The organism is Allobosea sp. 10L422 (genome assembly GCF_056395345.1).
Genome location: NZ_JBFTJI010000002.1, coordinates 595,186 through 619,511, shown reverse-complemented (window position 1 = coordinate 619,511; position 24,326 = coordinate 595,186). Strand labels below are relative to the sequence as shown.

The window sequence follows — 24,326 nt, the reverse complement described above, 5'->3', positions numbered from 1 at the left end:
TTCAGCCTGCAAGGCCGGAAGGCTCGGGGGGCAGGATGCGGGAGATCGGCTTTGGCCTGGTCTGCGGCATTGCCGCGGCGTTAGGTGCCTTCCTGATCGCGGCGTGGCCAGTGCAAGGCCGCCCCGTCGCGGCCTTCTTCCCGGCCGGCAGTTCGGCGCGCGATATGTCCGCCGCCATTGCCACGGCCGGCGGTACCCTGATCCGGATCGACACGACCTCCGCCGTCACCGTGACGCTCGGCGAAGACGACCATTTCGTAGGCGCGCTCTATCAGGCCGGAGCGTGGCTGGTGATCGACGCTGGCCTCGCCCGACTCTGCATAGGCTCTGCCGCATGGAGCAGCCGATGAATGACGTCGCCCGGTTCCGCGCGCATTTCGCCCGTCTGCTCCTCCTCCTGCTGTGGATCAACGCGTGCCTTTTGGCGCTCGCCCCGCTCGCCGAGCCTCTGATCAGCAGGCGGTCTCTTGTTCTGGCGGGCGTGGGGCTGGCCGCGCTCGGCACACTGGCCTGGCGTGTCTGTGGCACGGATTGGGCCACCAGGCAGATCACCAGTATCGCGACGCTCGGCCAGGTGATGCTGCTGGTCTACGCCTTTGCCGGGCACCCCTATCAATCCGACATGCACATGTACTTCTTCGCCGTGCTGGCCGTGCTCGCCGGCTGGCTGGACTGGCGTGTCTTCGTCCCGGCCACCATCGCAATCGCGACCCATCATCTCCTCCTCAGCCTCCTGCAACCGGCCGGCGTCTTCCTGAACGGCAACGATATTGGCCGCGTCCTGCTTCACGGCCTGATCGTCGTCGTGCAGTCGGCAGCGCTGAGCTGGCTGGTCTGGTCCTTGCGGCAATCCCTCGAAATCTCGGAAACCGAACGCCGCCAGGCTGACGCCGCCCGCGATGTCGCCGACGAAGCCCGCCGCGATGTCGCCGAGACCACGGCCAGGGCGGCAAGCGACAGGCAGCGCATCCTCAACGGCGTCGCGAATGACTTCGAGCACGTGATCGCCCGCATCGCGCGCGACGTGATCGCCTCCGTGCAGTCTCTTCGCGCGGCTGCGCAGCAGATGAAGAACGGCGCGCTCGAGGTGTCGCAGCGCTCGACCGCAGCCTCGCAGTCTTCGCGGCAGACCTCGTCCAACGTCGTGGCAGTCACACAGGTCACCGCCGAGCTGGCGCAGTCCTTCGCGGAGGTGGACCGGCAGGTCACGGAAACGGCTCGCATCGTCGGCGCCGCGACCCTGCAGGCCAGCGACGTTCTGCACACCGTCGGCGACCTCTCGCGCAAGGCCGACGAGATCGGCAACATCGCAATCGTGATCTCGACCATCGCCAAGCACACCAACCTGCTGGCGCTCAACGCTTCGATCGAGGCCGCGCGCCTCGGCCGCTCGGGCGGCGGCTTCGCCATCGTGGCGCAGGAGATCAAGTCCCTGGCGAACCAGACCTGGCGCGCGACCGAAGAAATCCAGGGGCAGATCGAGGCGATCCATCGTTCCGGCTACGAGGCCGTCGCGGCAATCGACGCGATGAACGCGACCATCGGCTCGCTGAACCAGATCTCCGGCACGGTCGCGGTCGTCGTCGAACAGCAGAACGTGGCGACGGCAGGCATCGCCGACAACATTCGCCAGGCCGCCGATGAGACGATCGCTGCCGCCGGCCATATCGATATCGTCAGCCGCGTCGCCGCCGAGACCGATGAAGCCGCGAGCCATATCGCCCAATCAGCCGATCAGCTCTCGCTCCAGTCTTCCCATCTCGATGCCGAGGTGGCGCAGTTCCTCGGGCGCGTCCGCGCTGCCTGAAGCCCGGTTTCATGCCAGGCGCGAATGCGCTATGGCAGCGCCATGTCCACTGACGATTTCCTCGCCCGCTTCGGCTCGCCCGGCGCCAGCCAGCCCGATCCCGTGGCGGCCGCCCAGCAGGCCATGCGCAATCCCCTGCCCGCCCGCTTCTACAAGGAGGCCGGCGTGCTGGAGCGCGACGGACTGTTCCATGTCGCCCTCGACGGCCGGACCGCCCGCACTCCGGCGCGCAAGCCGCTGGCGGTCGGCTCCCGCGATGTCGCGGAGGCGCTCGCCGCCGAATGGGAGCGGCAGGCCGAGCGGATCGACCCTGCGCAGATGCCGCTCACGCGTCTGGTCAATTCGGCGCTGGACGGCGTGGAGGATCAGCAGGAAGCAGTTCGCGCCGAGATCGTGCGCTACGCCGCTTCGGACGCGCTCTGCTATCGCGCCGGCGAGCCCGAGGCGCTCGTCGCGCGCTACGACGACGTCTGGCAGCCCGTCCTGAAGAGCGTCGAGGCTCTGATCGGCGCCCGTTTCGTTCTGGCCGAGGGCGTCGTCTTCGCCGAGCAGCCGCCCGAAACGCTGGCCGCCGTCGCTCAGCGAGTCGAGAAGATCTCCGCCCCGCTCGCGTTGGCGGGCGCACACAACGTCATGACGTTGACGGGCTCCACGATCATACTGCTCGCCCTCGCCAATGGGCTGATCGATGCGGAAGCGGCCTGGGAGGCCGCCCATCTCGACGAGGACTACCAGATCTCCGTCTGGGGCCAGGACGAGGAAGCAGCCGAGCGCCGCGCCGTCCGCCGCCGCGAATTCGACGCCGCAGCGCTGCTGCTGGCGAAGGGTTGAGAGACCGTCAGGAACCTCCAGCCCTCATCCTGAGGAGCCGCGAAGCGGCGTCTCGAAGGATGGTCCAGATGTCTCCTGAGCCTCCTGGAGCATCCTTCGAGACGCCATTCCCAAGGGAATGGCTCCTCAGGATGAGGGCTCGGCGAACGTTCAAACGGTCTCTCAGCCGCCAGCCGGCCGCATGATGCGCGGGCGCGCTTCGGCAAACGTCGTAATGGACTCTCTCGACGGCCCCGCTTAAGCCGGCTTTCGAGACGCGATTTCCGGCCGGGAGCCTTGCCGCCATGAAGGATATCCTCGAACAGCTCGAAACCCGCCGCGAAGGCGCCCGCAAGGGCGGCGGCGAGCGTCGTATCGAGGCCCAGCACAAGCGCGGCAAGCTGACGGCACGCGAGCGCATCGAACTCCTGCTCGACAAGGACTCCTTCGAGGAGTTCGACATGTTCGTGCAGCACCGCGCCGTCGATTTCGGCATGGACAAGGGCGAGAAGATCCCCGGTGACGGCGTCGTCACCGGCTGGGGCACGGTCAATGGCCGCACCATCTTCGTCTTCTCCAAGGACTTCACCGTCTTCGGCGGCTCGCTCTCCGAGACCCACGCCCAGAAGATCATCAAGATCCAGGATATGGCGCTGAAGATGCGCGCGCCGATCGTCGGCCTGTTCGATGCCGGCGGCGCCCGCATCCAGGAGGGCGTGGCGGCGCTCGGCGGCTACGGCGAGGTCTTCAAGCGGAATGTGCAGGCTTCGGGAGTCATCCCGCAGATCTCGGTGATCATGGGCCCCTGCGCCGGTGGCGACGTCTATTCGCCGGCGATGACCGATTTCATCTTCATGGTCCGCGACACCAGCTACATGTTCGTCACCGGCCCGGAGGTGGTGAAGACCGTCACCAACGAGACCGTGACCTCCGAGGAGCTCGGCGGCGCCAAGGTCCACACCTCCAAATCCTCGGTCGCGGACGGCTCCTTCGAGAACGATGTCGAGGCGCTCTTGCAAGTGCGCCGCCTGCTCGACTTCCTGCCCGCCAACAACACGGCCGGTGTGCCGGAATGGCCGAGCTTCGACGTGCCTGATCGCGTCGACATGAGCCTCGACACGCTCGTCCCGGACAACCCGAACAAGCCCTACGACATCAAGGAATTGATCCTGAAGACGGTCGACGAGGGCGACTTCTTCGAGATCCAGGAAGCCTACGCCAGGAACATCGTCACCGGCTTCGGCCGTATCGAGGGCCGCACCGTCGGCATCGTCGCCAACCAGCCGATGGTGCTGGCCGGCGTGCTCGACTCCGATGCCTCGCGCAAGGCGGCCCGCTTCGTCCGTTACTGCGACGCCTTCGAGATCCCGATCGTCTCACTCGTCGACGTTCCCGGCTTCCTGCCGGGCACCGCGCAGGAGTATGGCGGCCTGATCAAGCACGGCGCCAAGCTGCTCTACGCCTATTCGGAATGCACCGTGCCGCTCGTCACCATCATCACGCGCAAGGCCTTCGGCGGCGCCTATGACGTGATGGCGTCGAAACATATCGGCGCCGACGTCAACTATGCCTGGCCGACGGCGCAGATCGCGGTGATGGGCGCCAAGGGGGCGGTCGAGATCATCTTCCGCGGCGGCGACGCCGAGACCATCGCGCGCCAGACCAAGGAATACGAAGACCGCTTCATGTCGCCCTTCGTCGCGGCCGAGCGCGGCTATATCGACGAAGTCATCATGCCGCACTCGACCCGCCGGCGCATCGCCCGCGCGCTCGCCATGCTCAGAACCAAGAACGTCGAGCGGCCCTGGAGGAAACACGACAACATCCCGCTCTGAGCGCGCTGCTTACCGCCAGCGCCTGAACACCGCGCTGGCATTCACCCCGCCAAAGCCGAAGCCATTCGAGATGGCGTGCTCCATCGCCAGCGGCCGCGCGGTCTTCGCCACGAGGTCGAGCCCGGCCGCCGCCTCGTCGGGGTTTTCGAGGTTGAGCGTCGGCGGGGCGATCTGGTCGCGAAGGGCGAGGATCGTGAAGACCGCCTCGAGCCCACCGGCCGCGCCGAGCAAATGCCCGGTCGCCGATTTCGTCGCGCTGATCGCGATGCCTCCATCGGTGCCGAACACAGCCTTGATCGCAGCCAGTTCGCCGCGATCGCCGACCGGCGTCGAGGTGGAATGGGCATTGAGATGGGCGACATCATCAGGCCGAAGCCCCGCCTGCTTCAGCGCGGTCTCCATGGCGCGCTGCGCGCCGGAGCCGTCTTCCGGGCCCGAGGTAATGTGATAGGCGTCGGCGCTCGTACCGTAGCCTGTCAACTCGGCCAGGATCGTGGCGCTGCGTGCTTCGGCATGTTCCAGCGCTTCGATCACCAGAAGGCCGGCGCCCTCGCCCATGACAAAACCGTCGCGATCCCGGTCGAAAGGCCGCGAAGCCTTCTCGGGCTCCTCATTGAACCCGGTCGAAAGCGCGCGCGCTGCCGCGAAACCGCCAAGCGCGACGAGGTCGACGCAGGCCTCGGTGCCGCCGCAGATCGCAATATCCGCCTCGCCCGCGCGGATCAGCCGCGCGGCATCGCCAATCGCCTGCACGCCTGCGGCGCAGGCCGTGACCGGCGCGCCGATCGGCCCCTTGAAACCATAGTCGATCGAGATATGGCCGGCGGCAAGATTGACCAGGAAGGACGGCACGGTGAAGGGCGAGAGCCGGCGCACGCCGCGCTGGTCGGTGGTCCGCACAGCCTCTGCGATCGCCGGGAAACCGCCGATACCCGAGGCGATCACCGTCGCCGTGCGCTCGCGCTCGCCCTCGTTCTGCGGCTGCCATCCCGCCTGCGCCAACGCTTCCTTGGCAGCGACCAGCGCGAACTGGATGAAACGATCCATCTTGCGCTGGTCCTTCGGCGCGATCACCGCATCGGGATCGAAGCCGCCCTCGGCATCCTCATCCTTTGACGGCACGAGGCCCGCGATCTTGGCCGGCAAGGTCTCGGCGACCGAATCCGGCAGGCGGCGCAGGCCCGACCGCCCGGCGAGCAGGCGCTGCCAGGCGAGCTCGGTTCCGCAGCCGAGAGGCGAGACCACGCCCATTCCGGTGACAACGATGCGACGCATGGGAAACCTCCTATTCGCGAGAGATCGCCGCCACCGCATGCCGCGTCGCGACGATGGCCAGGCGCTGCTGCATGGCGGCGCTGGCCTGCGGACCGGCGATGACGGTGACATTGTCCGGGCTGACGGGCTGCGCGGTCTGCGCATCGGCGAAACCAGGCACGACCGGCCGCCCGCTTTCCCGATCGGTCAGCAGCAGAGCTTCCCCTTCGGGCGCCAGATGCCGGTTGCCGAAAGCCACCAGTGCGGCAACCACCGGGAAGAAATCCCGGCCCCTTCCCGTCAGCACATATTCGTAGCGCTGCGGCCTCTCGCTATAGAGCCGCCGCTCGAACAACCCGGCCTCAGTGAGATGCTTCAGCCGCCGTGCCAGCATGTTAGGCGCGATGCCGAGGCTGCGCTGGAATTCGTCGAAACGGGTGAAGCCCTGCAGCGCGTCGCGCAGGATCAGGATGCTCCACCATTCGCCCACCGCTTCGACCGCGCGGGCACAGGGGCATTCGGCGAGCGGAAGGAGCCGGGGCTGCATGTGCCCCGGTTAAAGATGTTGCTATCATTTTGCAAGTCTCTATCGCGACGCGTCCGTTTGCACCGCCGCTCCGCTCAATCCAGCGTGTTCCGGAACCGCATCAGCGCAACGCCCGCAAAGACCGGCACGAACAGGCTGAGATAGAACACCTCGTCGCCGATATCCCCGAGATCGGCGCCCTTCAGCATGATCGCGCGGATGATGCGCAGGAAATGCGTCAGCGGGAACAGTTCGCCCAAGGTCTGTGCCCAGCCCGGCATCCCGGCGAACGGGAACATGAAGCCCGACAGCATCAGCGAAGGCAGGAAGAAGAAGAAGGTCAGTTGCATCGCCTGCAGCTGCGTGCGCGCCATCGTCGAGATGGTGTAGCCGAGCAGCACCAGCGCCAGAACGAAGATCAGGACACAGCTCAGGAGAAGCGCGAGCCCGCCCAGGAATGGCACCCCGAAGAGCAGCTTGGCCGCGCTGAGCACAACCACGACCTGCACAGCGCCGACCGCCAGATAGGGCAGCACCTTGCCGAGCATGATCTCGCCGGCCGTGGTGGGCATGGCGAGCAGGTTCTCCATCGTGCCGCGCTCGATCTCGCGCGTGAGCGCCATCGCCGTCATCATCACCATCGTCATCTGCAGGATGACGCCGAGCAGGCCGGGGACGATGTTGTACTGCGTGATGTTCTCCGGGTTGTAGCGGCGATGGACCACTAGGGAGAGTTCGTCCCCGCCGGCAGCGGCCGGATTTGTCTCGGGCTCGCCTTGAGCCCGCAGCAATGCGCGGCTGACGATCGTCCCCAGCGCCGCAACCGCGCCGCTCGCCGCAGCCGGATCTGTCGCGTCCGCCTCGACCAGAATGCGCGGTTGGTCGGCGCGTTCGACCCGCACGCCGAAATCGCTGGGAATTGTCACGAGGAAGGAGATGTCTCCCTTGGCCATCAGGCTCTCGGCCTGCGCCGCGCTCTGCGGCCGCTCGCGGAAACGATAATAGTCCGAGACCTCCAGCGCCGAGACCACGGCGCGCGTATAGCGATCGTGCCCGAGCGCCAGGATCGCGGCCGGCAGGCCGCGCGGGTCGTTGTTGATCGCGTAGCCGAAGAGCAGCAGCTGGAGGATCGGCACCGCCAGCATCATCGCGAAGGTGATGCGGTCCCGCCGCATCTGCACGAATTCCTTGGCGAGCAACGCGCCAAGCCGGCGAATGGAGAAGAACGCGCTCATGCCGCCCGCTCTCCTGCGTCAGCCATGAACTTGATGAAGACGTCCTCCAGGCTGGTCTCGCCCGGCTCGACCTGGATGCCGCTTTCGCGCGCAAGCGGCGCCAGCGCGGCTTCCAATTTGTCCCTGTCCGTCCCGACGACATGCAGCGTGGCGCCGAACGGAGCGACCTGCTCGACTCCATCGGCCGCCGACAGCGCCTTGATCTGCGCGGGCTTCAGCGCGCCGTGGACGACGTAAGTGACGAGGCCGGAGCCCCGGACCACGTCGTCGACGGTCCCCGTCGCCAGCATGCGGCCATGGGCGATGTAGCTGATGCGATGGCAGCGCTCGGCCTCGTCCATGTAGTGGGTGGAGACCAGCACGGTGATCCCGTCGCCGGCCAGCCGATGGATCTCGTCCCAGAATTCGCGCCGCGCCTTGGGGTCGACGCCCGCCGTAGGCTCGTCGAGCAACAGCAGCTTCGGCTGGTGCATGATGCAGGCCGCCAGCGCCAGCCGCTGCTTCCAGCCCCCGGAGAGCGTTCCGGCGAGTTGATCCTTGCGCGCGGCAAGCCCAAGCCCGTCCAATGTCCGCCTCACGGCTTCCTCGGCCGGCTTCAACTCGTAAAGCCGCGCCACGAAGGTCAGGTTCTCGGCAATGCTCAGGTCTTCGTAGAAGGAGAAGCGCTGGGTCATGTAGCCGACCTGGCGCTTGATCGCGGTGCTCTGCGTCCGAATATCCAGCCCGAGCACCGTGCCCTCCCCGGCATCGGGCCTGAGCAGGCCGCAGATCATCCGGATCGTCGTCGTCTTGCCCGAGCCATTGGGGCCGAGGAAGCCGACGATCTCGCCAGCCGCAACGGCCAGATCGACATTGTCGACGACCGTGCGTTGGCCAAAGCGCTTGGTCATGCCGCGCACATCGATGGCGAGGCTCTCGCTCACCGCTGTCTCCGCAAGGTCACATCGACGATCTGGCCGGGCTGGAGTGCCGATTGCTGCCCACCCTCCGGATGCGCCTCGACGAGATAGACCAGCTTCTGGCGCGTCTGCGCCGAGTAAATCACCGGCGGCGTGAATTCGGGTTCGGGCGAGACATAGGTGACGTTCGCCGCCAGCCCCGGTGCGCAGCCATCGCAGTGGACATCGAGCCGCATCCCCGGCTTAACGCTCGAAATCCAGGTCTCCGGCACATAGAGCATCAGCTTGGCCGCCCCGTCAGGCAGCATCAGCACGACGTGCGCGGTCGGGCCCGCCAACTCCCCGACGCGCCGCAGTACGTCGCTGACGCGGCCTGACGATGGAGCCACGAGGCGGCGCTGCTCCAGCTTCCAGCGCGCCTGTGCCAGCGTCGCCTTCGCCTCCTCGACCGCATTCTCGCTTGCCCGGATCTCGTCAGGGCGCGCCGGCAGCTTTGCGACGTCGAGATTGGCGGCGTTTTGACGAACGCTCGCCGCGGCGACATCCCGCGCCAGTTCCGCCTGGTCGAAATCGGCCTGGGTCGAGACGCCGCGGCGCAGGAGATCCTGGCGCCGCTCCAGCGCCCGCTCGGCCTCGCGCTGCTGCGCCTGGGCCGAGACCAGGCTCGCCTCGATCACGGCGATCTCCTCGGGCCGCTTGCCTATGCGCAGATTGTCGAGCTGCGCCTGCGCCTGAATCAGCCGGGCCTCGCTTTCGGCGACCGCATTCTCCGCATCAGTCGTCTCCAGCATGGCCACGACTTTGCCGGCCTCGACACGCTCGCCTCGGCGCACGTCGATGCGTTCGATCCGCGCCGTATCGATCGGGCCGAGACGCACATATTCGCCCTCGACATAGCCGGCGATCCGCACCGTATCAGACACGCAGCCGGGAAGAATCGAGCGCAACAAGGCGAGGGAACAAAGAAAGCCGAGAATCATGAGGGTTCTCCTCGGGCTGCCAGAACCGAGGCGGTGACCGCCGCGCGGATAGTGCTGGCGATGGCTTCGCCCTCGGGCTCGCCGATCCCGTCCCATTCCAGCCGCCGGATGACCGCCGGCCGGCCGAGCCGGAAGTAGAGGACCTGACCCATCATCGCGAAAACGGCGAGCCTGGTTCCCTGCGCTTCCGGGTCCTTTCCGGTTGCCATACCCCACAAGGCGCAGAGGCGGCCGTGGATCGGCCGCACCATGCCCTCGTAAAGCAGATCGAAGGCGGGAGACGGTTCCATCATCTCGCGAACGACGAAGCGGGCGATCGCCTCGCTCTCGGGAGCGCGGGTGGCGAAGGCGATCACGCAGCTGACCGCCATGAGCACGGCCTCCAAGGCCTCGTCCGGGTGCAATGCCGGCGGCAAGAGAGCGAGTTGATCCCCCCCGAGCACCCTCTCCCGCATCGTGGCCACGATCGCCTCGGCGCAGGCCCGGCGCAGACCATCCTTTCCCCCAAAATGATAGGCGATGCCGGCACTGTTGACGCCCGCGGTCTGCGCGATTTCGCGGATGGAACTCGCGTCGAAGCCGATTCGTCCGAACAGCTCGAGCCCCACACGGATCAGGGCTTCCCGTGTTCCACGGTCTGCATCTGATGTCCCGATCATTCAGGCAGGATACGCCGCATCGAGCGTTCAATCAATCGATTGATTAAACGCTTTGGGAGCGCTTGCTCCATCTTCCCCGCACTAACCGCGGTTCCATGACATGACTCGCGCCGGAGAATGGGCTAAGGCGGCAGCCATTCCCTCATCCTCCCTGTCCGATGCTTTTCAATTCCTTCGCCTTCCTGCTCGGCTTTCTGCCGCTGGCACTTGCTCTTCACTGGCTGGCCGAGCGCTTCGCGCCGCAATGGCGGCTGCCGGTGCTGGTCGTGCTGTCCTTCGCCTTCTACGGCTATTGGGACTGGCGCTTCCTGCCGCTGCTCGCCCTGTCCGTCGGGATGAACTGGCTGATCGCCGAAGCGTTCGTGAAGACGAAGTCGAGCGGGCTCATCACGCTCGCCATCGTGCTGAACCTCTCCGTGCTGGCAATATTCAAGTACTTCAACTTCTTTGCTGGCCTCGCTGGAATGTTTCCCGGACTGCCGGTGCCGAAATTCGATATCGCGCTACCGCTCGGGATCTCCTTCTTCACTTTTCATCACATCATGTATCTGACGGATCTGCGGCGCGGCCAGGCGCCGCGTTACGATCTCGTCCGCTACGCGCTCTACATCGCCTTCTTCCCGCAGGTGCTCGCCGGCCCGCTGGTGCGCTGGCGCGAGATCATGCATCAGCTCGACGAGCGGCCCTATCAGCGGCCCGACGCCGCCGAGCGCATCGCACGCGGTTTGATGTTGCTGACCTTCGGCCTCGCCAAAAAGGTGCTGATCGGAGATCCGTTGGCGGAATACGCCAACCCGGTCTTCGCCGCCGCCGCTGCCGGCAAGGTCGTCAGCATGATGGAAGCCTGGCAGGCGACGCTCGCCTTCACCTTCCAGATCTATTTCGACTTCTCCGGCTACACCGACATGGCCCTTGGCATCGCTTTGCTCTTCGGCGTCGTGCTGCCGCAGAACTTCGACGCGCCCTACCGCTCGCTCTCGATCCAGGATTTCTGGCGGCGCTGGCACATGACGCTGTCGCGCTTTCTGCGCGACTATCTCTACATCCCGCTCGGCGGCTCCAGGTCCGGCCTGCCGACCCAGGTCTGGGCGCTCTTCGCCACGATGGCGCTCGGGGGCCTCTGGCACGGTGCCGGCCTTACCTTCGTCGCCTGGGGCGTTGCCCACGGCCTCGCGCTGATCGTCGCGCTGTTCTGGCGCCGCGCCGGCTGGCCGATGCCGGCGCCGCTCGGCTGGCTCCTGACCTTCCTCTTCGTCGTGCTGTGCTGGGTGCTGTTCCGGGCGCCCACCTTCGAGGCGGCTCTGACCATCTACAAGGGCCTGCTTGGCCTCGCCCCGATCGGGAGCGGTTTCAAATGGCGCGCGCTGGTGCCCGCTGCGGCCTTCGCCATCATCGGGCCGACAGCCTGGAACCTCGTCCACAAGCTGCCGCCGGCCCGCTGGATCGCCGTGCTGACCGGCCTGCTGTTCGTCATCATCCTCCTGAAGATCGGCGAAGATGCGAATTATGAGTTCATCTACTTCCAGTTCTGAGCCGGGACGTACGCCGACTCAGGCGGCCGGATGGACGAATTTCATCGCGACCCTGCTTGCGGCAGCTATCTTGTTCTCCATCGCCTTCCTCGCCACGGCCTTCCTGATAGACCCCTACGACACCGGCCGTACCCTGCTGAAGCTCAAGGAGGGCCTGCGTCCGCAGGGACCGCGCACCTCGCTGGCAAGCCGAGGCCGCGATCCGCAATTCACCGGCGCGATCTTCGGCAATTCGCATATCCAGCTCGTCTCGCCGGAAGAACTGCGCAAGCGAACCGGCATCCCCTTCGTCTCGCTGATTGCGCCCGCTACCCTGCCGAAGGAGCAACTGGCGACGATCGACTGGTTCCTGCGCCACCACCGGCAGGTGCCCCCGAAGGCGATCATCGTCGGCATCGACCAGTACTGGTGTACTCCCGACCCGACCTTTCCGAACGAGAAGCCCTTTCCATTCTGGCTGCTAGACCGCAGCACGCTCGGCTATGTCGCCGGGCTGATGCGCTACGACCTGATCGAGGAGATCCCGCGCCGACTCGCCTATCTGACCTCGCGCAAGGCCGAGCGCGGCAGGCCCGACGGCTACTGGAACTACGAGCCCGACTACGAGATTCAGGGCTTTCACCAGCGTCCCGAGCTCCGGGCGCGGCTGGAAGAGCCCGTCACAGCCGGTGGCGGCAATATCGACGGCCCCTTCCCCGGGGCGACCGCGCTGGAGGGGTTGATGAAATCGGCCCCGCCGGAGACGGCGCTGATTCTGGTGCGCCCGCCGGTCTACGTCAGCGGCCTTTCGAAACCCGGCACGCCGGACGCCGACGCAGACGCGGCCTGCCGCAAGGCCTTCGCCGACCTCGCCGCCCGCCGTCCCAACACGGTGCTGCTCGACTGGCGGATCGACCGGCCGGCCCTGCACGACCCGAATCTGTTCTTCGATTACGGCCATTACCGCCTGCCGATCGCCCGGCTCGTTGAGGCCGAGATAGCGGACGCGCTCGGCAAGCTCGCGAGATAAGCCACGAAACGTGTTTTTTCCTGCGTTTTCGAGCTCCCGGAGCGCCTCTTGCACGAAGTAGTTGAAGCCGTGTCGGAAGCGATTGTTCCGCTTGAAACGGATCGCTATAAGGGCGCGAAATCGGCTCACCCTCCCGCGGCATAGCCGATGGGCGCGTGAGCGGACAACTCAGAGAGCGCGCCCATGTCGAAGCAGATCATCCTCGATGCGGATTACAAGCCGAGCGATGACGAGCCGTTCATGAACGATCGTCAACGTGAGTATTTCCGCGGCAAGCTCCTCGCCTGGAAGGACGAGATCCTGAAGGAGGCGAAGGAAACCCTCGTCACCTTGCAGAGCGAGAGCGARAAYCACCCTGATATCGCCGACCGGGCCTCATCCGAGACCGACCGGGCCATCGAGCTGCGCGCCCGCGACCGCCAGCGCAAGCTCATTGCCAAGATCGACGCCGCCATTTCGCGCATCGACGACGGCTCCTACGGCTTTTGCGAGGAGACCGGCGAGCCGATCTCGCTGAAGCGCCTGGAAGCCCGCCCGATCGCGACCCTCTCGCTCGAAGCCCAGGAACGCCACGAGCGCAACGAGCGCGTGTTCAGGGACGATTGAGCCTCCGCCGATTGCTTCGCTGTCCAAAGGCCCCGTGTCAAAAACGCGGGGCCTTTTGCTCGAATTGGCGAGCGAGATGAATGGCTCAGGACCCAACTCGGACGTTCCTGCGGGTGCTGTTCGCGTTGTTCAAAGCAGCTTGCGCATCTCGAAAGGCGCTATAGGTGGGAAGTAGATGCAGTCGAGAGCGTCGAAGATCACATCAAACGCGCTGCCAGCTTCGCGGGTGAAGGCGAGCGCCGCCTCGCGCCGATCTTCTCTCACCTGGGTGCCTAGCGTGCAATGAGGTTTCCATGCCCCAGGCTGGTAGTGTGACCGACATAAGGCGGGGTTGATGGCACCGTGGATTGCCTTGTGGATGTCCCGCAAAACCGCACTGGGACGGGGCGACGCCCATAGAACCATCGGCGGTCCGTCAAAGCTGCAAATGGCATCAAAGGTCAGCGTCACCGCGCGCAGGTTCTTGCTGGCTCGGTCAAGCGCGACTCGAACCTCTGCCTCTCGCACCGCTTCATCGTCGTAGATGGCTAGAGTGACGTGGGGCGGGTAGCCAAGGAGGGTCATTGAAGGTCGATCCTCGAACCGCTGAACAGCACTCCATAGGTCGCGAACGCGGTCCGCGCTCGGATGATCGCTCCTGAGTGAAATAGCGAATCCCATGCTTCCGCTCCGCCCACCTTCATCTCTCATCGATCAGAGGTCAGTTTTCGACCGACTGTGTTGAAGAAGTCGAGGTTCCTTCAACACTAATGACCCGTTGCTGACCTTCCCGACCGACGAGAAAAGCCCCGCGTCGGGAGAACGCGGGGCTTCTGGCCGCCAGCCTTAAGAAAGCTTGGGGAGCGTGGCGGGCGGCCTGGGAAGTCGGCAGCTCGGGAGAGACCGCCGGCCGGAGCGGCGCGGAGACAAGGGGGAGCGTTCCGCGCCGTCCGGATTCGGAAACAGGGGTCAGAAGGGCAGCAGGATATCCATCACCTGCTGGCCGTAGCGCGGCTGCTGGACATCGGTGATCTGGCCGCGGCCGCCATAGGCGATGCGGGCCTGGGCGATCTTGGTCGAGTCGATCGTATTGTCCGATTCGATGTCTTCCGGCCGGATCACGCCGGCGACGATCAGTTCGCGAATCTCGAAGTTAACGCGGATCTCCTGCTTGCCCTCGATCACAAGATTCCCGTTGGGCAGGTTCTGGGTGACCACGGCCGCAACATTGGTGGCGAGTTGCTCGCTCCGGCGCACCGAGCCCGCACCCTCGCTCGAGCCTTCGGAATCGAGCTTCAGCAGCTCGCCCGCGTTCGACCCGTCCGGCAGGAACTTGTCGAGCTTGTTCTCGAAGCCCATGATCCTGGCGGCACCGAAATCCTCGCCGTTCTTGCGGGTGCGCTTGGTGGTGTTGTCGAGCTGCGCCCGATCGGTGAACTTCACCTTCACGGTGACGAGATCGCCGACATTGCGGGCGCGCTGGTCCTTGAAGAAGGCCCGCGAGCCGGTGCGCCAAAGCGAGTTCGGCGCGTAGGATGCATGCTCCATCGCCGGCATCGGCATCTGCACCGGCTTGTAGCCCTTGGCGGCCGTCGGATCCTCGACGGGCGAGAGCGTCGGCGCCTGGCCGACATTGGCAAGGCGGTCGCCAATGCCGCAGGCCCCGAGCGAGGCGGTGAGCATCAGCAGGCCGGAGAGCTTGGCGAGGCGGTTGGCGTACATGGCGGTTTCCATGGGGATCACTGCGCGCTGGCGATGCGGCCGTTCAGGGAGGGCTGGACGGAGACCCGCCCCGGCCCGCTGACCTTGCCCTGCAGCACGCGCTTGGATTGTGGATTGGTCACCGAGACGACATCGCCCATCGCGCCGGCCTCGTTGGCCTTGCCGCGCAGCGTGATCATCAGCCCCGGCGCCTCGTAGACGATGGTGACGAGGTCGCCCTTGCCGACGATCTCCTCGCGCTGGACGTCGCTGCCGCGCAGAGGCACGCCGGCGAGCAGGGCCCGGCGCGCGACCTTGTCGACCGCTGCGCGGGCGTCGCTGATGATCTCGCCGCCCTGCCCCTCGCGCGGGCGGCGCTCGACGATGACGTCGTCCTTGCCGAGCGTCTCGCCGCGGGCGATCAGCCGCTTCGGCACCACGACCTCCATCGTCTCGACGAGCTGTCCGGAGATGCGCAGCGGCTTCAGCCGCATCGCCGTGCTGCCGGGCACCGCAAGCCGGGCCAGCAGGCGGCGCGAGCGGGAATCGAAGGAGAGGTCGAGGACGCCGACATCGCCGGTGAGTTCGGGCTCGACCGCAACGGCCGGCGCCCCGCCGTCGATCGCCAGCGCGAAGATGCGGGCATCGACGCCGAAGCGCTCCTGCAGCCCGACCTTCACCGCGATCTCGATGTCCGCGGCCGTGATCCGGCGCGCGGTGCGCGTGACGACCACCTGGGCGAAGCCCTGGCTGTCGAGGTCCGAAGCCTCGCGGATGATGCCGGCCGCCCGCGCGCCCTCGACGACACGCGCGACCTGGATCGTGCCGGTCTCGCCGAGGGCAGGCGCGCGGAATGCGGCAGTAGCCGCGGCTTCGCCCGGGAGCCCGGGGATGAGATCGCCGAAGGTGACGAGATCGCGCGAAAGGCTGAGCTCGGAACGCAGCTGCAGCTTGCGCGGCAGCGCGGCGGCAGGCGCCGTGGCCGCCGAGGCGGAGGCGATCGTGGCCGGCAGCTGCGGATGATGCTGGCCCTGCTGCGGCGCAGCCAGAGCGGCGGAGCCGGAGAGCAGGAGAGCGATCAGGGAAACGCGGATCATGATGACGAGCCCCCGATCAGCCGCGGAACATCTGGGTCGTCGCCGACATCATCTGGTCGGCGGCGGTGATGACCTTGGAGTTCATCTCATAGGCGCGCTGCGCCGCGATCAGAGAGGAGAGCTCCGTGACCGCCTGAACGTTGCCTTCTTCGAGATAGTTCTGCTGCAGCGTGCCGAAGCCCTCGCCGCCGCCGAAGCCGTCGATCGGCTGCCCCGAGGCAGCCGTCTCGATGAACAGGTTGTCGCCGATCGATTCGAGACCGACCTTGTTGACGAAGCGGGTGAGCTGGATCTGGCCAAGCTGCTGCGGCGCGGTCTGGCCGGGGATCGTCGCCTCGACGATGCCCTGGGAGTTGATGCTCACCGCCGAGGCGTTGTTCGGCACGGTGATGCCGGGCTCGACCAGGTAGCCGTCGCGCGTGACGATCTGGCCTTGCGAATCGAGGTCGAAGGAACCGTCGCGCGAATAGGTGGTGCGCCCGTCGGGCATGCGGACCTTGAAGAAGCCCTCACCGCGGATGGCGAGGTCGTAGGGCTTCTCGGTCGGGCTGATATTGCCCTGCGTCATGACGCGGCCGGTCGAGACCGTCTTGACGCCCGAGCCGATGAAGGTGCCGGCTGGAACCTGCGTGTTCTGGTCGGAAGTGGCCGAGCCGGCGCGGCGGAAATTCTCGTAGAGCAGATCCTGGAAATGGACCTGCTGGCGCTTGTAGCCGGTGGTCCGGACGTTGGCGATGTTGTTGGAGATGACCTGGACGTTCATCTCCTGGGCGATCATGCCGGTCGCGGCTGTCTGCATGGCGCGCATGGGAGTCGCTCCTTTCCGCTATCAGGCCTGCTGGTCCGCCAGGCGCGAGATCGCCCGGGTGCGCAGCTCGTCGGATTTGGTGATCATGTTGGCGACGCTCTGGTAGTTGCGCTGCACCTCCATGAGCCGGGTCAGCTCGACCACGGCCTTGACGTTCGAGCGCTCGACCGCGCCGGGTTCGAGGCGTGCCTCCGGGCCGGCGGGCTGGGCGGCAGCCGTCGCCGAGAACAGGTTGGTGCCCTCGCTGACGAGCTTGGTCGGGTCGGCAAAGCGGACCTGGCGCAGCTTGCCGCGCGTGCCCTGATCGCTGCTCACCGTGCCGTCGGCAGCGATGCGCATCGCAAATTCGCTGGAGCCGAAAGTGATCGGGCCGGAATCGCCCATTACGGGCAATCCGGTCTGGGTCACGAGGCGGCCCTGCCGGTCGATGGTCAGCGATCCCGCTCGGGTGTAGCGCTCGCCGCTCGGCGTCTGCACGACGAGGTAGTTGTCGCCTTTCAGCGCCACGTCCAGCGGATTGCCGGTCATCTCGACCGCGCCCTGCGACAGGTCGATCGGCGTGCCATTGTCGATGACATAGGATAGCGGCCGATCGGTCGGCTTGAAGGCGTCGGCCTTGGCGACCGGCATGATGAATTCGTTGAAGCGCGCGCTGCGCGCCTTGAATCCATTGGTGCCGACATTCGCCATGTTGTTGGCGATGACGTCCAGCTCGCGCGCCAGTGCAACCTGGCGCGACAGGCCGATGAGAAGCGCGTTCTCCACGGCTCAACTCCCGATCATGTCCCGCGGCGACCTCGACGCTCCCCAGCGCAGTCACCACGGATCACTACCGGCAATCGACATGCCAACATGGTTAATTCACTTAACGAATTGATATAATTGAATTTACACTCCAAATCACGGCTTGCCGCAGCCCGGCATGAACCGCAAAAGCGGCAAGAACGACCCGGCAAATTCTGCCGTCCTTAACGGCACGTTAACCGTAATTGGCGAAGGTGCGTCCATGGGCGGCAGAACGCGGCCCGGCGTCCGGGGCGAAGACGAGATGGCGAAGAAGGCCAAGACGGAAGAGGCAGGCGCGTCGGGTGCAGATGCGCCGAAGAGCAAGAAGAAGCTCTTCATCATCATCGGCGGCGTCGTGCTGCTGGCTGCTGCGGGCGCCGGCGGCTGGTTCTTCCTGAAGAAGCCGACGCCGGAGCAGATCGCCGCGGCCGAGGCGGCCAAGCCGAAGAAGCCCTCCACCTTCCTGGAAATGAAGGACATGATGATCGGCATGTCCAACGGCGGCCAGCAGGACCGTCAGCCCATCATGAAGATTAAGGTCGTGCTCGAGATCGCCGATGCGAAGGTCTCGGAAGAGGTGAAGCCGCTGCTGCCGCGCGTCGAGGACGCCTTCCAGGTCTTCATGCGTGAGCTGCGCCCCTCCGACCTTGAAGGCTCGGCCGGCATGTATCGGCTGAAGGAGGAGCTTCTGCGCCGCGTCAACCTGACGGTCTACCCGGCCAAGGTCGATGCGGTGCTGTTCAAGGAACTACTGGTGCAGTGAGCCGGGATATCCCTGAATCCCGAAAAAAGATGACGGCGGAACGATGAGCACCGAGCGCGACAATGCCGCACCGACCGACGAGCCGCTGACGCCGGAAGGCATGGCGGCCGGCTGGGCCGCGATGCCGGACATCATCGAGGAGGACGGCGAATCGGAGGGCGGCGTAGACCGCCTGATGTCGCAGGACGAAATCGACACGATGCTCGGTTTCTCCAGCGGCGACGACGGTGCGTCCCGCAACGGCATCCAGGCGATCGTCGATTCCGGCTCGGTCGCCTATGAACGCCTGCCGATGCTCGAGATCATCTTCGAGCGTCTCGTGCGCCTGCTTTCCACCAGCCTGCGCAACTTCTTCACCGACAATGTCGAGGTCACGCTCGAGAGCATCCGCTCGGTGCGCTTCGGCGACTATATCAACTCGATCTCGCAGCCGGCGCTGCTCTCGGTGTTCAAGGCCGAGGAATGGGACAATTTCGGGCTCATCACCATCGAGTCGGCACTGACCTATTCGGTGCTCGACGCCATGTTCGGCGGCAAGCGCGGCCAGCCCGCCCCGCGCATCGACGGCCGCCCCTTCACCTCGATCGAAATCCGCATGGTCCGCCGTGTCATCGAGCTGGTGCTGGGCGACGCCGAGGCGGCGTTCAAGCCGCTTTCGCCGGTGACCTTCACGGTCGACCGCGTCGAGTCCAACCCGCGCTTCGTCTCAATCTCGCGCCCGGCCAACGCCGCGATCCGCGTCGAGCTCAAATTCGACATGGAGGGCCGCGGCGGCGCGCTGCATATCCTCCTGCCCTACGCCTCTATCGAGCCGATCCGTGAATTGCTGCTCGAAAGCTTCATGGGCGAGAAGCTCGGGCGTGACCCGATCTGGGAGAACCACCTCGCCACCGAAGTCTGGCAGGCCGATGTCGACGTCACCTGCGTGCTCCACGAAACGCAGATGCCGCTGAAGCGCGTCATGAAGCTCGAGATCGGCGACACGCTGATGTTCGACACCCGCCCCGACTCTTCCGTCTCTCTGCGCTGCGGCGACTTCATCGTTACCGAAGGGCGGATCGGCCGCGTCGACGACAAGATCGCTGTCCAGGTGGTCGCACCGCTCCGCCGTTCGAAGACCACGCTCGCCGCTTTCGACAGCCTTGCCAGCCATCTCGGCGCCACCAACTGAGCAGGACAACCATGACGATCAATCTCATCGCCGACGTGCTTGTCGCAAGCCTGCTGGTCGCCACCATCATCACCTGCTTCATCCTGACCAAGCGCATCGAGCGCCTCAAGGCCGACGAGGTCGGTATGCGCCAGACGGTCGGCGCGCTCATCACAGCGACCGACAATGCCGAACGTGCCATCGCCGGCCTCAAGCACACGCTCGGCGATTGCGACCGCACGCTGGAAGAGCGCCTGCGCACCGCCGAGCGCTACGCCGCCGATCTCGCCGCCCAGGTCGAGGCCGGCCAAGCCGTTATGGAGCGCATCGGCCAGATCGTCAGCGCCGCCACCCTCGTCGGCGCCAAGCCGGCGGACGAACCTGTGTCGACTCTGGAGCCTGCTCCGGTGTCCCGCCTTGAGAGCGCCGCCCAGTCGGCCGCCGCAATCCGCGCCCGCGCCGCCCGCCGCCTCGAGGGACAGGCTGCGTGATCGAAAGGCCCCGCCTCCTGCCGGCAGTTATCCTCGGCGCCATGGGTCTCCTGGCGCTGAAGCTGCTCGCCTGGACGGCGGATACCGCCCCCGGCAAGATTCCGCCCGACCCGCCGGTCTTCGCGAACAACCCCGCCGGCAAGGCCGCTGCCGAGAAGGAAGTCTGGGGCCTCGCGAAGATCGTCGCGCGCGCCCATGCGCCGGATTTCTTCGACCCCGAGACCACCGGCTCGGTGCCCGCTCCCGATCCGAARAAGGAGCAGGAGAAGAAGGAAGCCGAGGCGAAGGCCGAGGCCGCCCGCGCCGCCAACCCCAACAACAAGGCCGGCGTGATGAACGGCACGGCCAAGCCGCTCTCGACGGCGGAGAAGGCCATCCTCGAACGCCTCGGCGAACGCCGCGAGGAGCTCGAGGGCCGTATGCGCGAATTAGAAATGCGCGAGCGCCTGCTGGATTCGGCCGAAAAGAAGCTGGATGGCCGCGTCGGCGATCTCAAGACCCTGGAGGAGAAGGTCAACCCGGCCGCCAAGGCCTCCGCCGACGAGGCGAAGGCAATCAAGAACCTCGTCATCATGTACGAGGCGATGAAGCCCAAGGACGCCGCCCGCGTCTTCGACCGCCTCGGCCTCGACGTGTTGGTGCCGGTGGTGCAGCAGATGAATCCGCGCAAGATGTCTGAGGTGCTCGCAGCCATGGCGCCGGAGCGCGCCGAAAAGCTGACTGTCGCGCTGGCAACAAGCGGCCGCACGGCGGGCTTCGAGCGGGTGGCGAACGAAGCGCCGTTGCCCGGCAACGAACTGCCCGCGATCGCGCCTGCCTCGCAGCGCTGAGCCCGCGAAGGCGGATCGCCGGCACTGCCCCGTTAAGACGGCATTATGGTTGACGCGCTAGCGTGCCCGAGGGTCCCCGCATCGGCGCGATGCGAAGGCCCGCTGTCGCGTTGGGTCGAGTACTCCGTTTGCCTCTGTCGCGTTCCCTCGCCTTCGGTATCGGGCTGGCCGCTCTCGCGCTCGCCGCCGGCCTGAACGCGCCTGCGCTCGCGGCCAGCGCCACGATGCGCGGCGAGGCCATGGCGGCCGGCTTCGGCCGCGTCTCGCTCACCTTCGACGAAGCGATCCAGACCCGTATCCGCGTCGCGAATGGCGTGCTGATCGTCGCCTTCGGCAGCCCGGTCCGCGTCGACATCGCGCGCATCACCCGCGAGTTGCCCAATTACGTTTCGGTTGCACGCACTGACCCCGACGGGCGCGGCATGCGCTTCGCCCTGACCCAACCTTACAAGGCGAATCTGATCGAAGCCGGCGACAAAGCCTTCATCGATCTTCTGCCGCAGAATTGGGCCGGCGTGATGCCCGGCCCGCCGCCGGAAGCCATTGCAGAGCTGACCGAGCGACTGCGCGTCGCCGAGGCGAAGGCCCGCGAAGCCGCCCGCCAGCCGGCCGCGCCGCCAGCGGTGCTGACGATGCGCTCGGCCAGTCTTCCAACCTTGGAACGCCTGATCTTCAAGACCCCGGCCGGGACGAAGCTCGCCAGCCACCTCTCGGACGGCACGCTCAAGCTCGTCTTCGACAAGCCCATGAACGCCGAGGCGGCCGAAATCCGCAACGCGCTCCCGGCCGATGTCGCGCTGTCCTCGCTCGACTCCGGCAAGGACGCTCTCAGCCTGACGCTCTCCCTGCCGAATGACTGGCAGTCCCGCAGCTTCAACGACGAGACGGGGCTCGTTGTCGACCTGCTGCGGCCCGCCAAGATCGGCGCGCTCTCCCTGCCCGATATCGACAAGCCGCAGCCGCCCGCAACACCGACACCGGCACCTGCCGTCGAGCCGGCGAAGCCCGCCGTCGCTCAACCAGCCGTGCAGCCGGCCACGCCCGCGCCCCAGCCTGCCGCGGTCGCCCCCGAACCGCCACCCGGCCCGGTCGCGATCGCCGCGGGCGACACGCGCCTCGATTTCCGCTTCCCGCGCCGGACCGGTGCCGCCGCCTTCCTGGACGCCGGTGTGATGACGCTGGTCTTCGATACGCGCGACACCATCGATCCCGCCCGCCTCTCCGGCCTGCTGCCGAAGCTGATCGAGGAGAGTTCGGTGACGCGCGAGGGCCGCGTGACGCTGGTGCGCCTGCGTCTGGCCGGCCAGCCGCTCGCCCGTTTCTTCGACGACGGCACCAGCTGGTCCCTCGATCTCGGCGAGGATGCGGGCAAGCCTGCCGCCGTGATCGCGCCGCAGCGCAGCATGGACGAGCGCGGCCAGACCATCCTAGGCGTTCCGCTCGCCGGGCTAACCGGCATCCACTGGCTGGAATCGGGGCCTGCAGGGCTGCCTATCGCGATCGCCACCGCGACCGGGCCGGTGCTTCTCACGCCCAAGCCCTATCAGTTCGTCGAGTTCGGCCTGCTTCAGACCGCACAAGGTCTGGCCGTCCAGCCGCGCTCGGACGACATCGCGGTGCGTGCGGGCACCGAGCAGGTTCGCATCGGCCGCGCCGGCGGCCTCACCGTTTCCCTTGATGTCGCCGAGCCGAACAAGCAGGCGGAAGCGCAGGCCGAGAAGACCGAGTCTCCGCTGCTGCTTGACGGCGATGCGTGGGCGGAGCTCAGGCTCGGCAATCCACGCGACCGGGCCCGCGCGCTGATGCTCGACGTGGCCGACGCCTCACGCGGCCGCAAATCGGACGCGCGCCTGGCGCTCGCCCGCTTCTACGCCGCCAACGGCCTGATGCCGGAAGCCGCCGGTCCCCTCGGCGCGATGATGGCGGACGACCCCGCCATGCGCGGCAACCGGGAGGCACTCTTCCTGAAAGGCGTCATCGCCGCGCAGATGCACCGCGATCAGGATGCGATCAACGCCTTCGGCGCCGAAGCCATCAAGGATGATGTCGAGACGGGTCTGTGGCGCGCCCTCGTCGAACAGCGTTTGAACCGGAACGCCCAGGCGATGGTCGGCTTCCGCCGCGCCGAAGCGGTGCTCGACCGCTACCCCATCGATCTCCAGGGCGAGTTCCGGGAGGCTATCGCGCGTACCGCGTTCGCGATGCAGGATATGGGCGTCGCCGAGCGGCAGGTGCAGGCGCTCGCGGACCTGCCGCGCGGCAGCTTCGACCAGGAGCGCCTCGCCCTGCTGCAGGCACGGCTCGACGATACCAGCGGCCGCCCCGAAGCCGCGATGAACGGCTACAAGGCGCTGTTCGAAGCCAACAGCCGCCCCGTCGCGGCCGAGGCGCAGCTGCGCGCCGTCAGACTCGCCGATGCCGAGAAGCGCACCGACCTCAAGCCGGAGGAGGCCATCGCCCGTCTGGAGACGGTGTCGGTCATCTGGCGCGGAGGGCGGCTGGAGATCGAGGCGTTGGCCGAGCTCGGCCGGCTCTATGCCGACCAGCAGCGCTGGCGCGACGCTTTCATGATCGCGCGCCGGGCCAATGAGAGCTTCCCGGACGATCCGCTGACGCAGCGCATGCATGACGAGACGGCTCAGCGTTTCGCCGAGCTGTTCAGCGGCTCCGGCCTCGGCAATCTGCCGCGGATAGAGACGCTGGCGCTGTTCTACGACTTCAAGGAATTCCTGCCGATCGGCCGGCGCGGCGACGAGATCACCCGCCTCCTTGCCGACCGGCTGGTCGAACTCGACCTGCTGGACCAAAGCGCCGAGATCCTGCGCTATCAGATGGATCGCCGCCTCACCGGCGCGGCCCGCTCCACTGTCGCCGCCCGCCTTGCCATGATCGAGCTGATGAACGGCAAGCCGGCAGAGGCGATCCGGGCGATCAGCGCGACGCGGCTGGTCGAATTGCCGGCGGACGTCAAGCGCGCGCGGCTGCTGCTGGAGGCCAAGGCGCTCTCCGATCTCTCACGCACCGACCAGGCATTGGAAATGCTGGAAGGCGAAGGCGGCGCGGAGGTCGACCGGTTGCGCGCCGACATCTACTGGACCGGGCGACGCTGGCGCGAGGCGGGCGAGGCTTATGAGCGCATGCTCGACGAGAGTTGGCGCGGCGACACGGCCCTGACCGATGTCGAGCGCGCCGATGTCATGCGCGCCGGCGTCTCCTATGTGATGGCGAACGAGGCCCTCTCGCTCGACCGGCTGCGCAGCAAATTCGCGCCGAAGATGGCGCGTAGCGCCGATGCCCGGACCTTCACCTTCATTACCGGCGCAAACCGCGCCCGCGCGGCGGATATACGCGAGATGGCACGCGCGACCGCGAATGCCGACAGCGTCTCTGAGTTCCTGAAGGCCTATCGGGAGCGCTATCCCGGCCTTTCCCCCGCCATGCGCAAGCCCCAGCAGGCGGCGGAGCCCCTGCCCTCGCCGGCGCAGGGGGCCACGGCCGATCCGTCGACGCCGCAGCGCAGCTGACCCTCCCGTCATGCTCGGGCTTGACCCGAGCATCTCGTGACAAGG

General features: G+C 66.7%; 23 protein-coding genes. 12 read left to right on the top strand and 11 right to left on the bottom strand.

The window, feature by feature from the left end; genetic code table 11:
* Positions 1-35 precede the first annotated feature (35 nt).
* From AC1DEZ_RS07340 to AC1DEZ_RS07325, 4 genes are all read left to right on the top strand, one after another.
* Positions 36-350 carry a hypothetical protein gene (locus AC1DEZ_RS07340; RefSeq protein ID WP_476779214.1) on the top strand — a complete coding sequence of 105 codons (315 nt, stop codon included), beginning with the start codon at positions 36-38 and terminating at the stop codon, positions 348-350.
* Positions 347-1,807 carry a methyl-accepting chemotaxis protein gene (locus AC1DEZ_RS07335; RefSeq protein WP_476779213.1) on the top strand — a complete coding sequence of 487 codons (1,461 nt, stop codon included), beginning with the start codon at positions 347-349 and terminating at the stop codon, positions 1,805-1,807. Before AC1DEZ_RS07340 ends, AC1DEZ_RS07335 begins: the two co-directional genes overlap by 4 nt.
* A gap of 42 nt (positions 1,808-1,849) precedes the next feature.
* Positions 1,850-2,638: an ATP12 family chaperone protein gene (locus AC1DEZ_RS07330; RefSeq protein ID WP_476779212.1), complete on the top strand. Its 789-nt coding sequence runs from the start codon at positions 1,850-1,852 to the stop codon at positions 2,636-2,638.
* A 284-nt stretch (positions 2,639-2,922) separates the two neighbouring features.
* Positions 2,923-4,452, top strand: a complete 1,530-nt coding sequence (locus tag AC1DEZ_RS07325; RefSeq protein WP_441513012.1) for an acyl-CoA carboxylase subunit beta — start codon at positions 2,923-2,925, stop codon at positions 4,450-4,452.
* Between the two features lie 9 nt (positions 4,453-4,461).
* On the opposite strand, the gene fabF is transcribed toward AC1DEZ_RS07325, so the two are convergent.
* The 6 genes from fabF to AC1DEZ_RS07295 all read right to left on the bottom strand — a co-directional run bounded on the left by fabF (position 4,462) and on the right by AC1DEZ_RS07295 (position 10,005).
* A complete protein-coding gene (fabF, locus tag AC1DEZ_RS07320) occupies positions 4,462-5,727 on the bottom strand; it encodes a beta-ketoacyl-ACP synthase II (protein ID WP_476779211.1) in 1,266 nt (421 codons plus the stop codon).
* 10 nt (positions 5,728-5,737) lie between these two features.
* Positions 5,738-6,253 carry a winged helix-turn-helix transcriptional regulator gene (locus AC1DEZ_RS07315; RefSeq protein ID WP_441513014.1) on the bottom strand — a complete coding sequence of 172 codons (516 nt, stop codon included), beginning with the start codon at positions 6,251-6,253 and terminating at the stop codon, positions 5,738-5,740.
* Between the two features lie 74 nt (positions 6,254-6,327).
* The gene (locus tag AC1DEZ_RS07310) at positions 6,328-7,467 is read right to left on the bottom strand and encodes an ABC transporter permease (protein ID WP_476779210.1); all 1,140 of its coding nucleotides are present in this window, start codon (positions 7,465-7,467) and stop codon (positions 6,328-6,330) included.
* Complete coding sequence (locus AC1DEZ_RS07305; protein WP_441513088.1) at positions 7,464-8,357, bottom strand: ABC transporter ATP-binding protein; 894 nt, start codon at positions 8,355-8,357, stop codon at positions 7,464-7,466. Before AC1DEZ_RS07305 ends, AC1DEZ_RS07310 begins: the two co-directional genes overlap by 4 nt.
* A gap of 29 nt (positions 8,358-8,386) precedes the next feature.
* Positions 8,387-9,346 (bottom strand): HlyD family secretion protein, encoded by a 960-nt coding sequence (locus AC1DEZ_RS07300; RefSeq protein WP_476779209.1) that lies wholly within the window; start codon positions 9,344-9,346, stop codon positions 8,387-8,389.
* Positions 9,343-10,005, bottom strand: a complete 663-nt coding sequence (locus tag AC1DEZ_RS07295) for a CerR family C-terminal domain-containing protein (RefSeq protein ID WP_476779208.1) — start codon at positions 10,003-10,005, stop codon at positions 9,343-9,345. Before AC1DEZ_RS07295 ends, AC1DEZ_RS07300 begins: the two co-directional genes overlap by 4 nt.
* 158 nt (positions 10,006-10,163) lie before the next feature.
* Between AC1DEZ_RS07295 and AC1DEZ_RS07290 the strand changes: the two genes are divergently transcribed.
* From AC1DEZ_RS07290 to dksA, 3 genes are all read left to right on the top strand, one after another.
* A complete protein-coding gene (locus AC1DEZ_RS07290) occupies positions 10,164-11,537 on the top strand; it encodes an MBOAT family O-acyltransferase (RefSeq protein ID WP_476779207.1) in 1,374 nt (457 codons plus the stop codon).
* Between the two features lie 70 nt (positions 11,538-11,607).
* Positions 11,608-12,546 (top strand): hypothetical protein, encoded by a 939-nt coding sequence (locus AC1DEZ_RS07285; protein ID WP_476779206.1) that lies wholly within the window; start codon positions 11,608-11,610, stop codon positions 12,544-12,546.
* 183 nt (positions 12,547-12,729) lie between these two features.
* Positions 12,730-13,152 (top strand): RNA polymerase-binding protein DksA, encoded by a 423-nt coding sequence (dksA, locus tag AC1DEZ_RS07280; protein WP_441513020.1) that lies wholly within the window; start codon positions 12,730-12,732, stop codon positions 13,150-13,152.
* 129 nt (positions 13,153-13,281) lie between these two features.
* On the opposite strand, the gene AC1DEZ_RS07275 is transcribed toward dksA, so the two are convergent.
* The 5 genes from AC1DEZ_RS07275 to flgF all read right to left on the bottom strand — a co-directional run bounded on the left by AC1DEZ_RS07275 (position 13,282) and on the right by flgF (position 17,502).
* A complete protein-coding gene (locus tag AC1DEZ_RS07275) occupies positions 13,282-13,812 on the bottom strand; it encodes a 2'-5' RNA ligase family protein (protein WP_476779205.1) in 531 nt (176 codons plus the stop codon).
* A gap of 288 nt (positions 13,813-14,100) precedes the next feature.
* Positions 14,101-14,853: a flagellar basal body L-ring protein FlgH gene (gene flgH / locus AC1DEZ_RS07270; RefSeq protein WP_476779204.1), complete on the bottom strand. Its 753-nt coding sequence runs from the start codon at positions 14,851-14,853 to the stop codon at positions 14,101-14,103.
* A gap of 17 nt (positions 14,854-14,870) precedes the next feature.
* Positions 14,871-15,929 carry a flagellar basal body P-ring formation chaperone FlgA gene (flgA, locus tag AC1DEZ_RS07265; RefSeq protein ID WP_476779203.1) on the bottom strand — a complete coding sequence of 353 codons (1,059 nt, stop codon included), beginning with the start codon at positions 15,927-15,929 and terminating at the stop codon, positions 14,871-14,873.
* A gap of 16 nt (positions 15,930-15,945) precedes the next feature.
* Positions 15,946-16,737: a flagellar basal-body rod protein FlgG gene (flgG, locus tag AC1DEZ_RS07260; protein ID WP_441513024.1), complete on the bottom strand. Its 792-nt coding sequence runs from the start codon at positions 16,735-16,737 to the stop codon at positions 15,946-15,948.
* A 21-nt stretch (positions 16,738-16,758) separates the two neighbouring features.
* Entirely contained in the window at positions 16,759-17,502 is a 744-nt protein-coding gene (gene flgF / locus AC1DEZ_RS07255; protein ID WP_441513025.1) for a flagellar basal-body rod protein FlgF, read from the bottom strand.
* Positions 17,503-17,743: 241 nt separating this feature from the next.
* Between flgF and fliL the strand changes: the two genes are divergently transcribed.
* The 5 genes from fliL to AC1DEZ_RS07230 all read left to right on the top strand — a co-directional run bounded on the left by fliL (position 17,744) and on the right by AC1DEZ_RS07230 (position 24,281).
* Positions 17,744-18,286 carry a flagellar basal body-associated protein FliL gene (fliL, locus tag AC1DEZ_RS07250; RefSeq protein ID WP_441513026.1) on the top strand — a complete coding sequence of 181 codons (543 nt, stop codon included), beginning with the start codon at positions 17,744-17,746 and terminating at the stop codon, positions 18,284-18,286.
* A gap of 43 nt (positions 18,287-18,329) precedes the next feature.
* Complete coding sequence (fliM, locus tag AC1DEZ_RS07245) at positions 18,330-19,457, top strand: flagellar motor switch protein FliM (protein WP_441513027.1); 1,128 nt, start codon at positions 18,330-18,332, stop codon at positions 19,455-19,457.
* A gap of 11 nt (positions 19,458-19,468) precedes the next feature.
* Entirely contained in the window at positions 19,469-19,927 is a 459-nt protein-coding gene (locus AC1DEZ_RS07240; protein WP_476779202.1) for a DUF6468 domain-containing protein, read from the top strand.
* Positions 19,924-20,757, top strand: a complete 834-nt coding sequence (locus AC1DEZ_RS07235) for a MotE family protein (protein ID WP_441513029.1) — start codon at positions 19,924-19,926, stop codon at positions 20,755-20,757. Before AC1DEZ_RS07240 ends, AC1DEZ_RS07235 begins: the two co-directional genes overlap by 4 nt.
* Positions 20,758-20,885: 128 nt before the next feature.
* A complete protein-coding gene (locus tag AC1DEZ_RS07230) occupies positions 20,886-24,281 on the top strand; it encodes an ATP-binding protein (RefSeq protein WP_476779201.1) in 3,396 nt (1,131 codons plus the stop codon).
* The last annotated feature ends 45 nt before the right edge of the window (positions 24,282-24,326 follow it).

Coding starts and splice junctions, on each gene's coding strand:
- AC1DEZ_RS07340 (WP_476779214.1), top strand. CDS start 36: ATGCGGGAGATCGGCTTTGGCCTGGTCTGCGGCATTGCCGCGGCGTTA.
- AC1DEZ_RS07335 (WP_476779213.1), top strand. CDS start 347: ATGAATGACGTCGCCCGGTTCCGCGCGCATTTCGCCCGTCTGCTCCTC.
- AC1DEZ_RS07330 (WP_476779212.1), top strand. CDS start 1,850: ATGTCCACTGACGATTTCCTCGCCCGCTTCGGCTCGCCCGGCGCCAGC.
- AC1DEZ_RS07325 (WP_441513012.1), top strand. CDS start 2,923: ATGAAGGATATCCTCGAACAGCTCGAAACCCGCCGCGAAGGCGCCCGC.
- fabF (WP_476779211.1), bottom strand. CDS start 5,727: ATGCGTCGCATCGTTGTCACCGGAATGGGCGTGGTCTCGCCTCTCGGC.
- AC1DEZ_RS07315 (WP_441513014.1), bottom strand. CDS start 6,253: ATGCAGCCCCGGCTCCTTCCGCTCGCCGAATGCCCCTGTGCCCGCGCG.
- AC1DEZ_RS07310 (WP_476779210.1), bottom strand. CDS start 7,467: ATGAGCGCGTTCTTCTCCATTCGCCGGCTTGGCGCGTTGCTCGCCAAG.
- AC1DEZ_RS07305 (WP_441513088.1), bottom strand. CDS start 8,357: ATGACCAAGCGCTTTGGCCAACGCACGGTCGTCGACAATGTCGATCTG.
- AC1DEZ_RS07300 (WP_476779209.1), bottom strand. CDS start 9,346: ATGATTCTCGGCTTTCTTTGTTCCCTCGCCTTGTTGCGCTCGATTCTT.
- AC1DEZ_RS07295 (WP_476779208.1), bottom strand. CDS start 10,005: ATGATCGGGACATCAGATGCAGACCGTGGAACACGGGAAGCCCTGATC.
- AC1DEZ_RS07290 (WP_476779207.1), top strand. CDS start 10,164: ATGCTTTTCAATTCCTTCGCCTTCCTGCTCGGCTTTCTGCCGCTGGCA.
- AC1DEZ_RS07275 (WP_476779205.1), bottom strand. CDS start 13,812: ATGGGATTCGCTATTTCACTCAGGAGCGATCATCCGAGCGCGGACCGC.
- flgH (WP_476779204.1), bottom strand. CDS start 14,853: ATGTACGCCAACCGCCTCGCCAAGCTCTCCGGCCTGCTGATGCTCACC.
- flgA (WP_476779203.1), bottom strand. CDS start 15,929: ATGATCCGCGTTTCCCTGATCGCTCTCCTGCTCTCCGGCTCCGCCGCT.
- flgG (WP_441513024.1), bottom strand. CDS start 16,737: ATGCGCGCCATGCAGACAGCCGCGACCGGCATGATCGCCCAGGAGATG.
- fliL (WP_441513026.1), top strand. CDS start 17,744: ATGGGCGGCAGAACGCGGCCCGGCGTCCGGGGCGAAGACGAGATGGCG.
- fliM (WP_441513027.1), top strand. CDS start 18,330: ATGAGCACCGAGCGCGACAATGCCGCACCGACCGACGAGCCGCTGACG.
- AC1DEZ_RS07240 (WP_476779202.1), top strand. CDS start 19,469: ATGACGATCAATCTCATCGCCGACGTGCTTGTCGCAAGCCTGCTGGTC.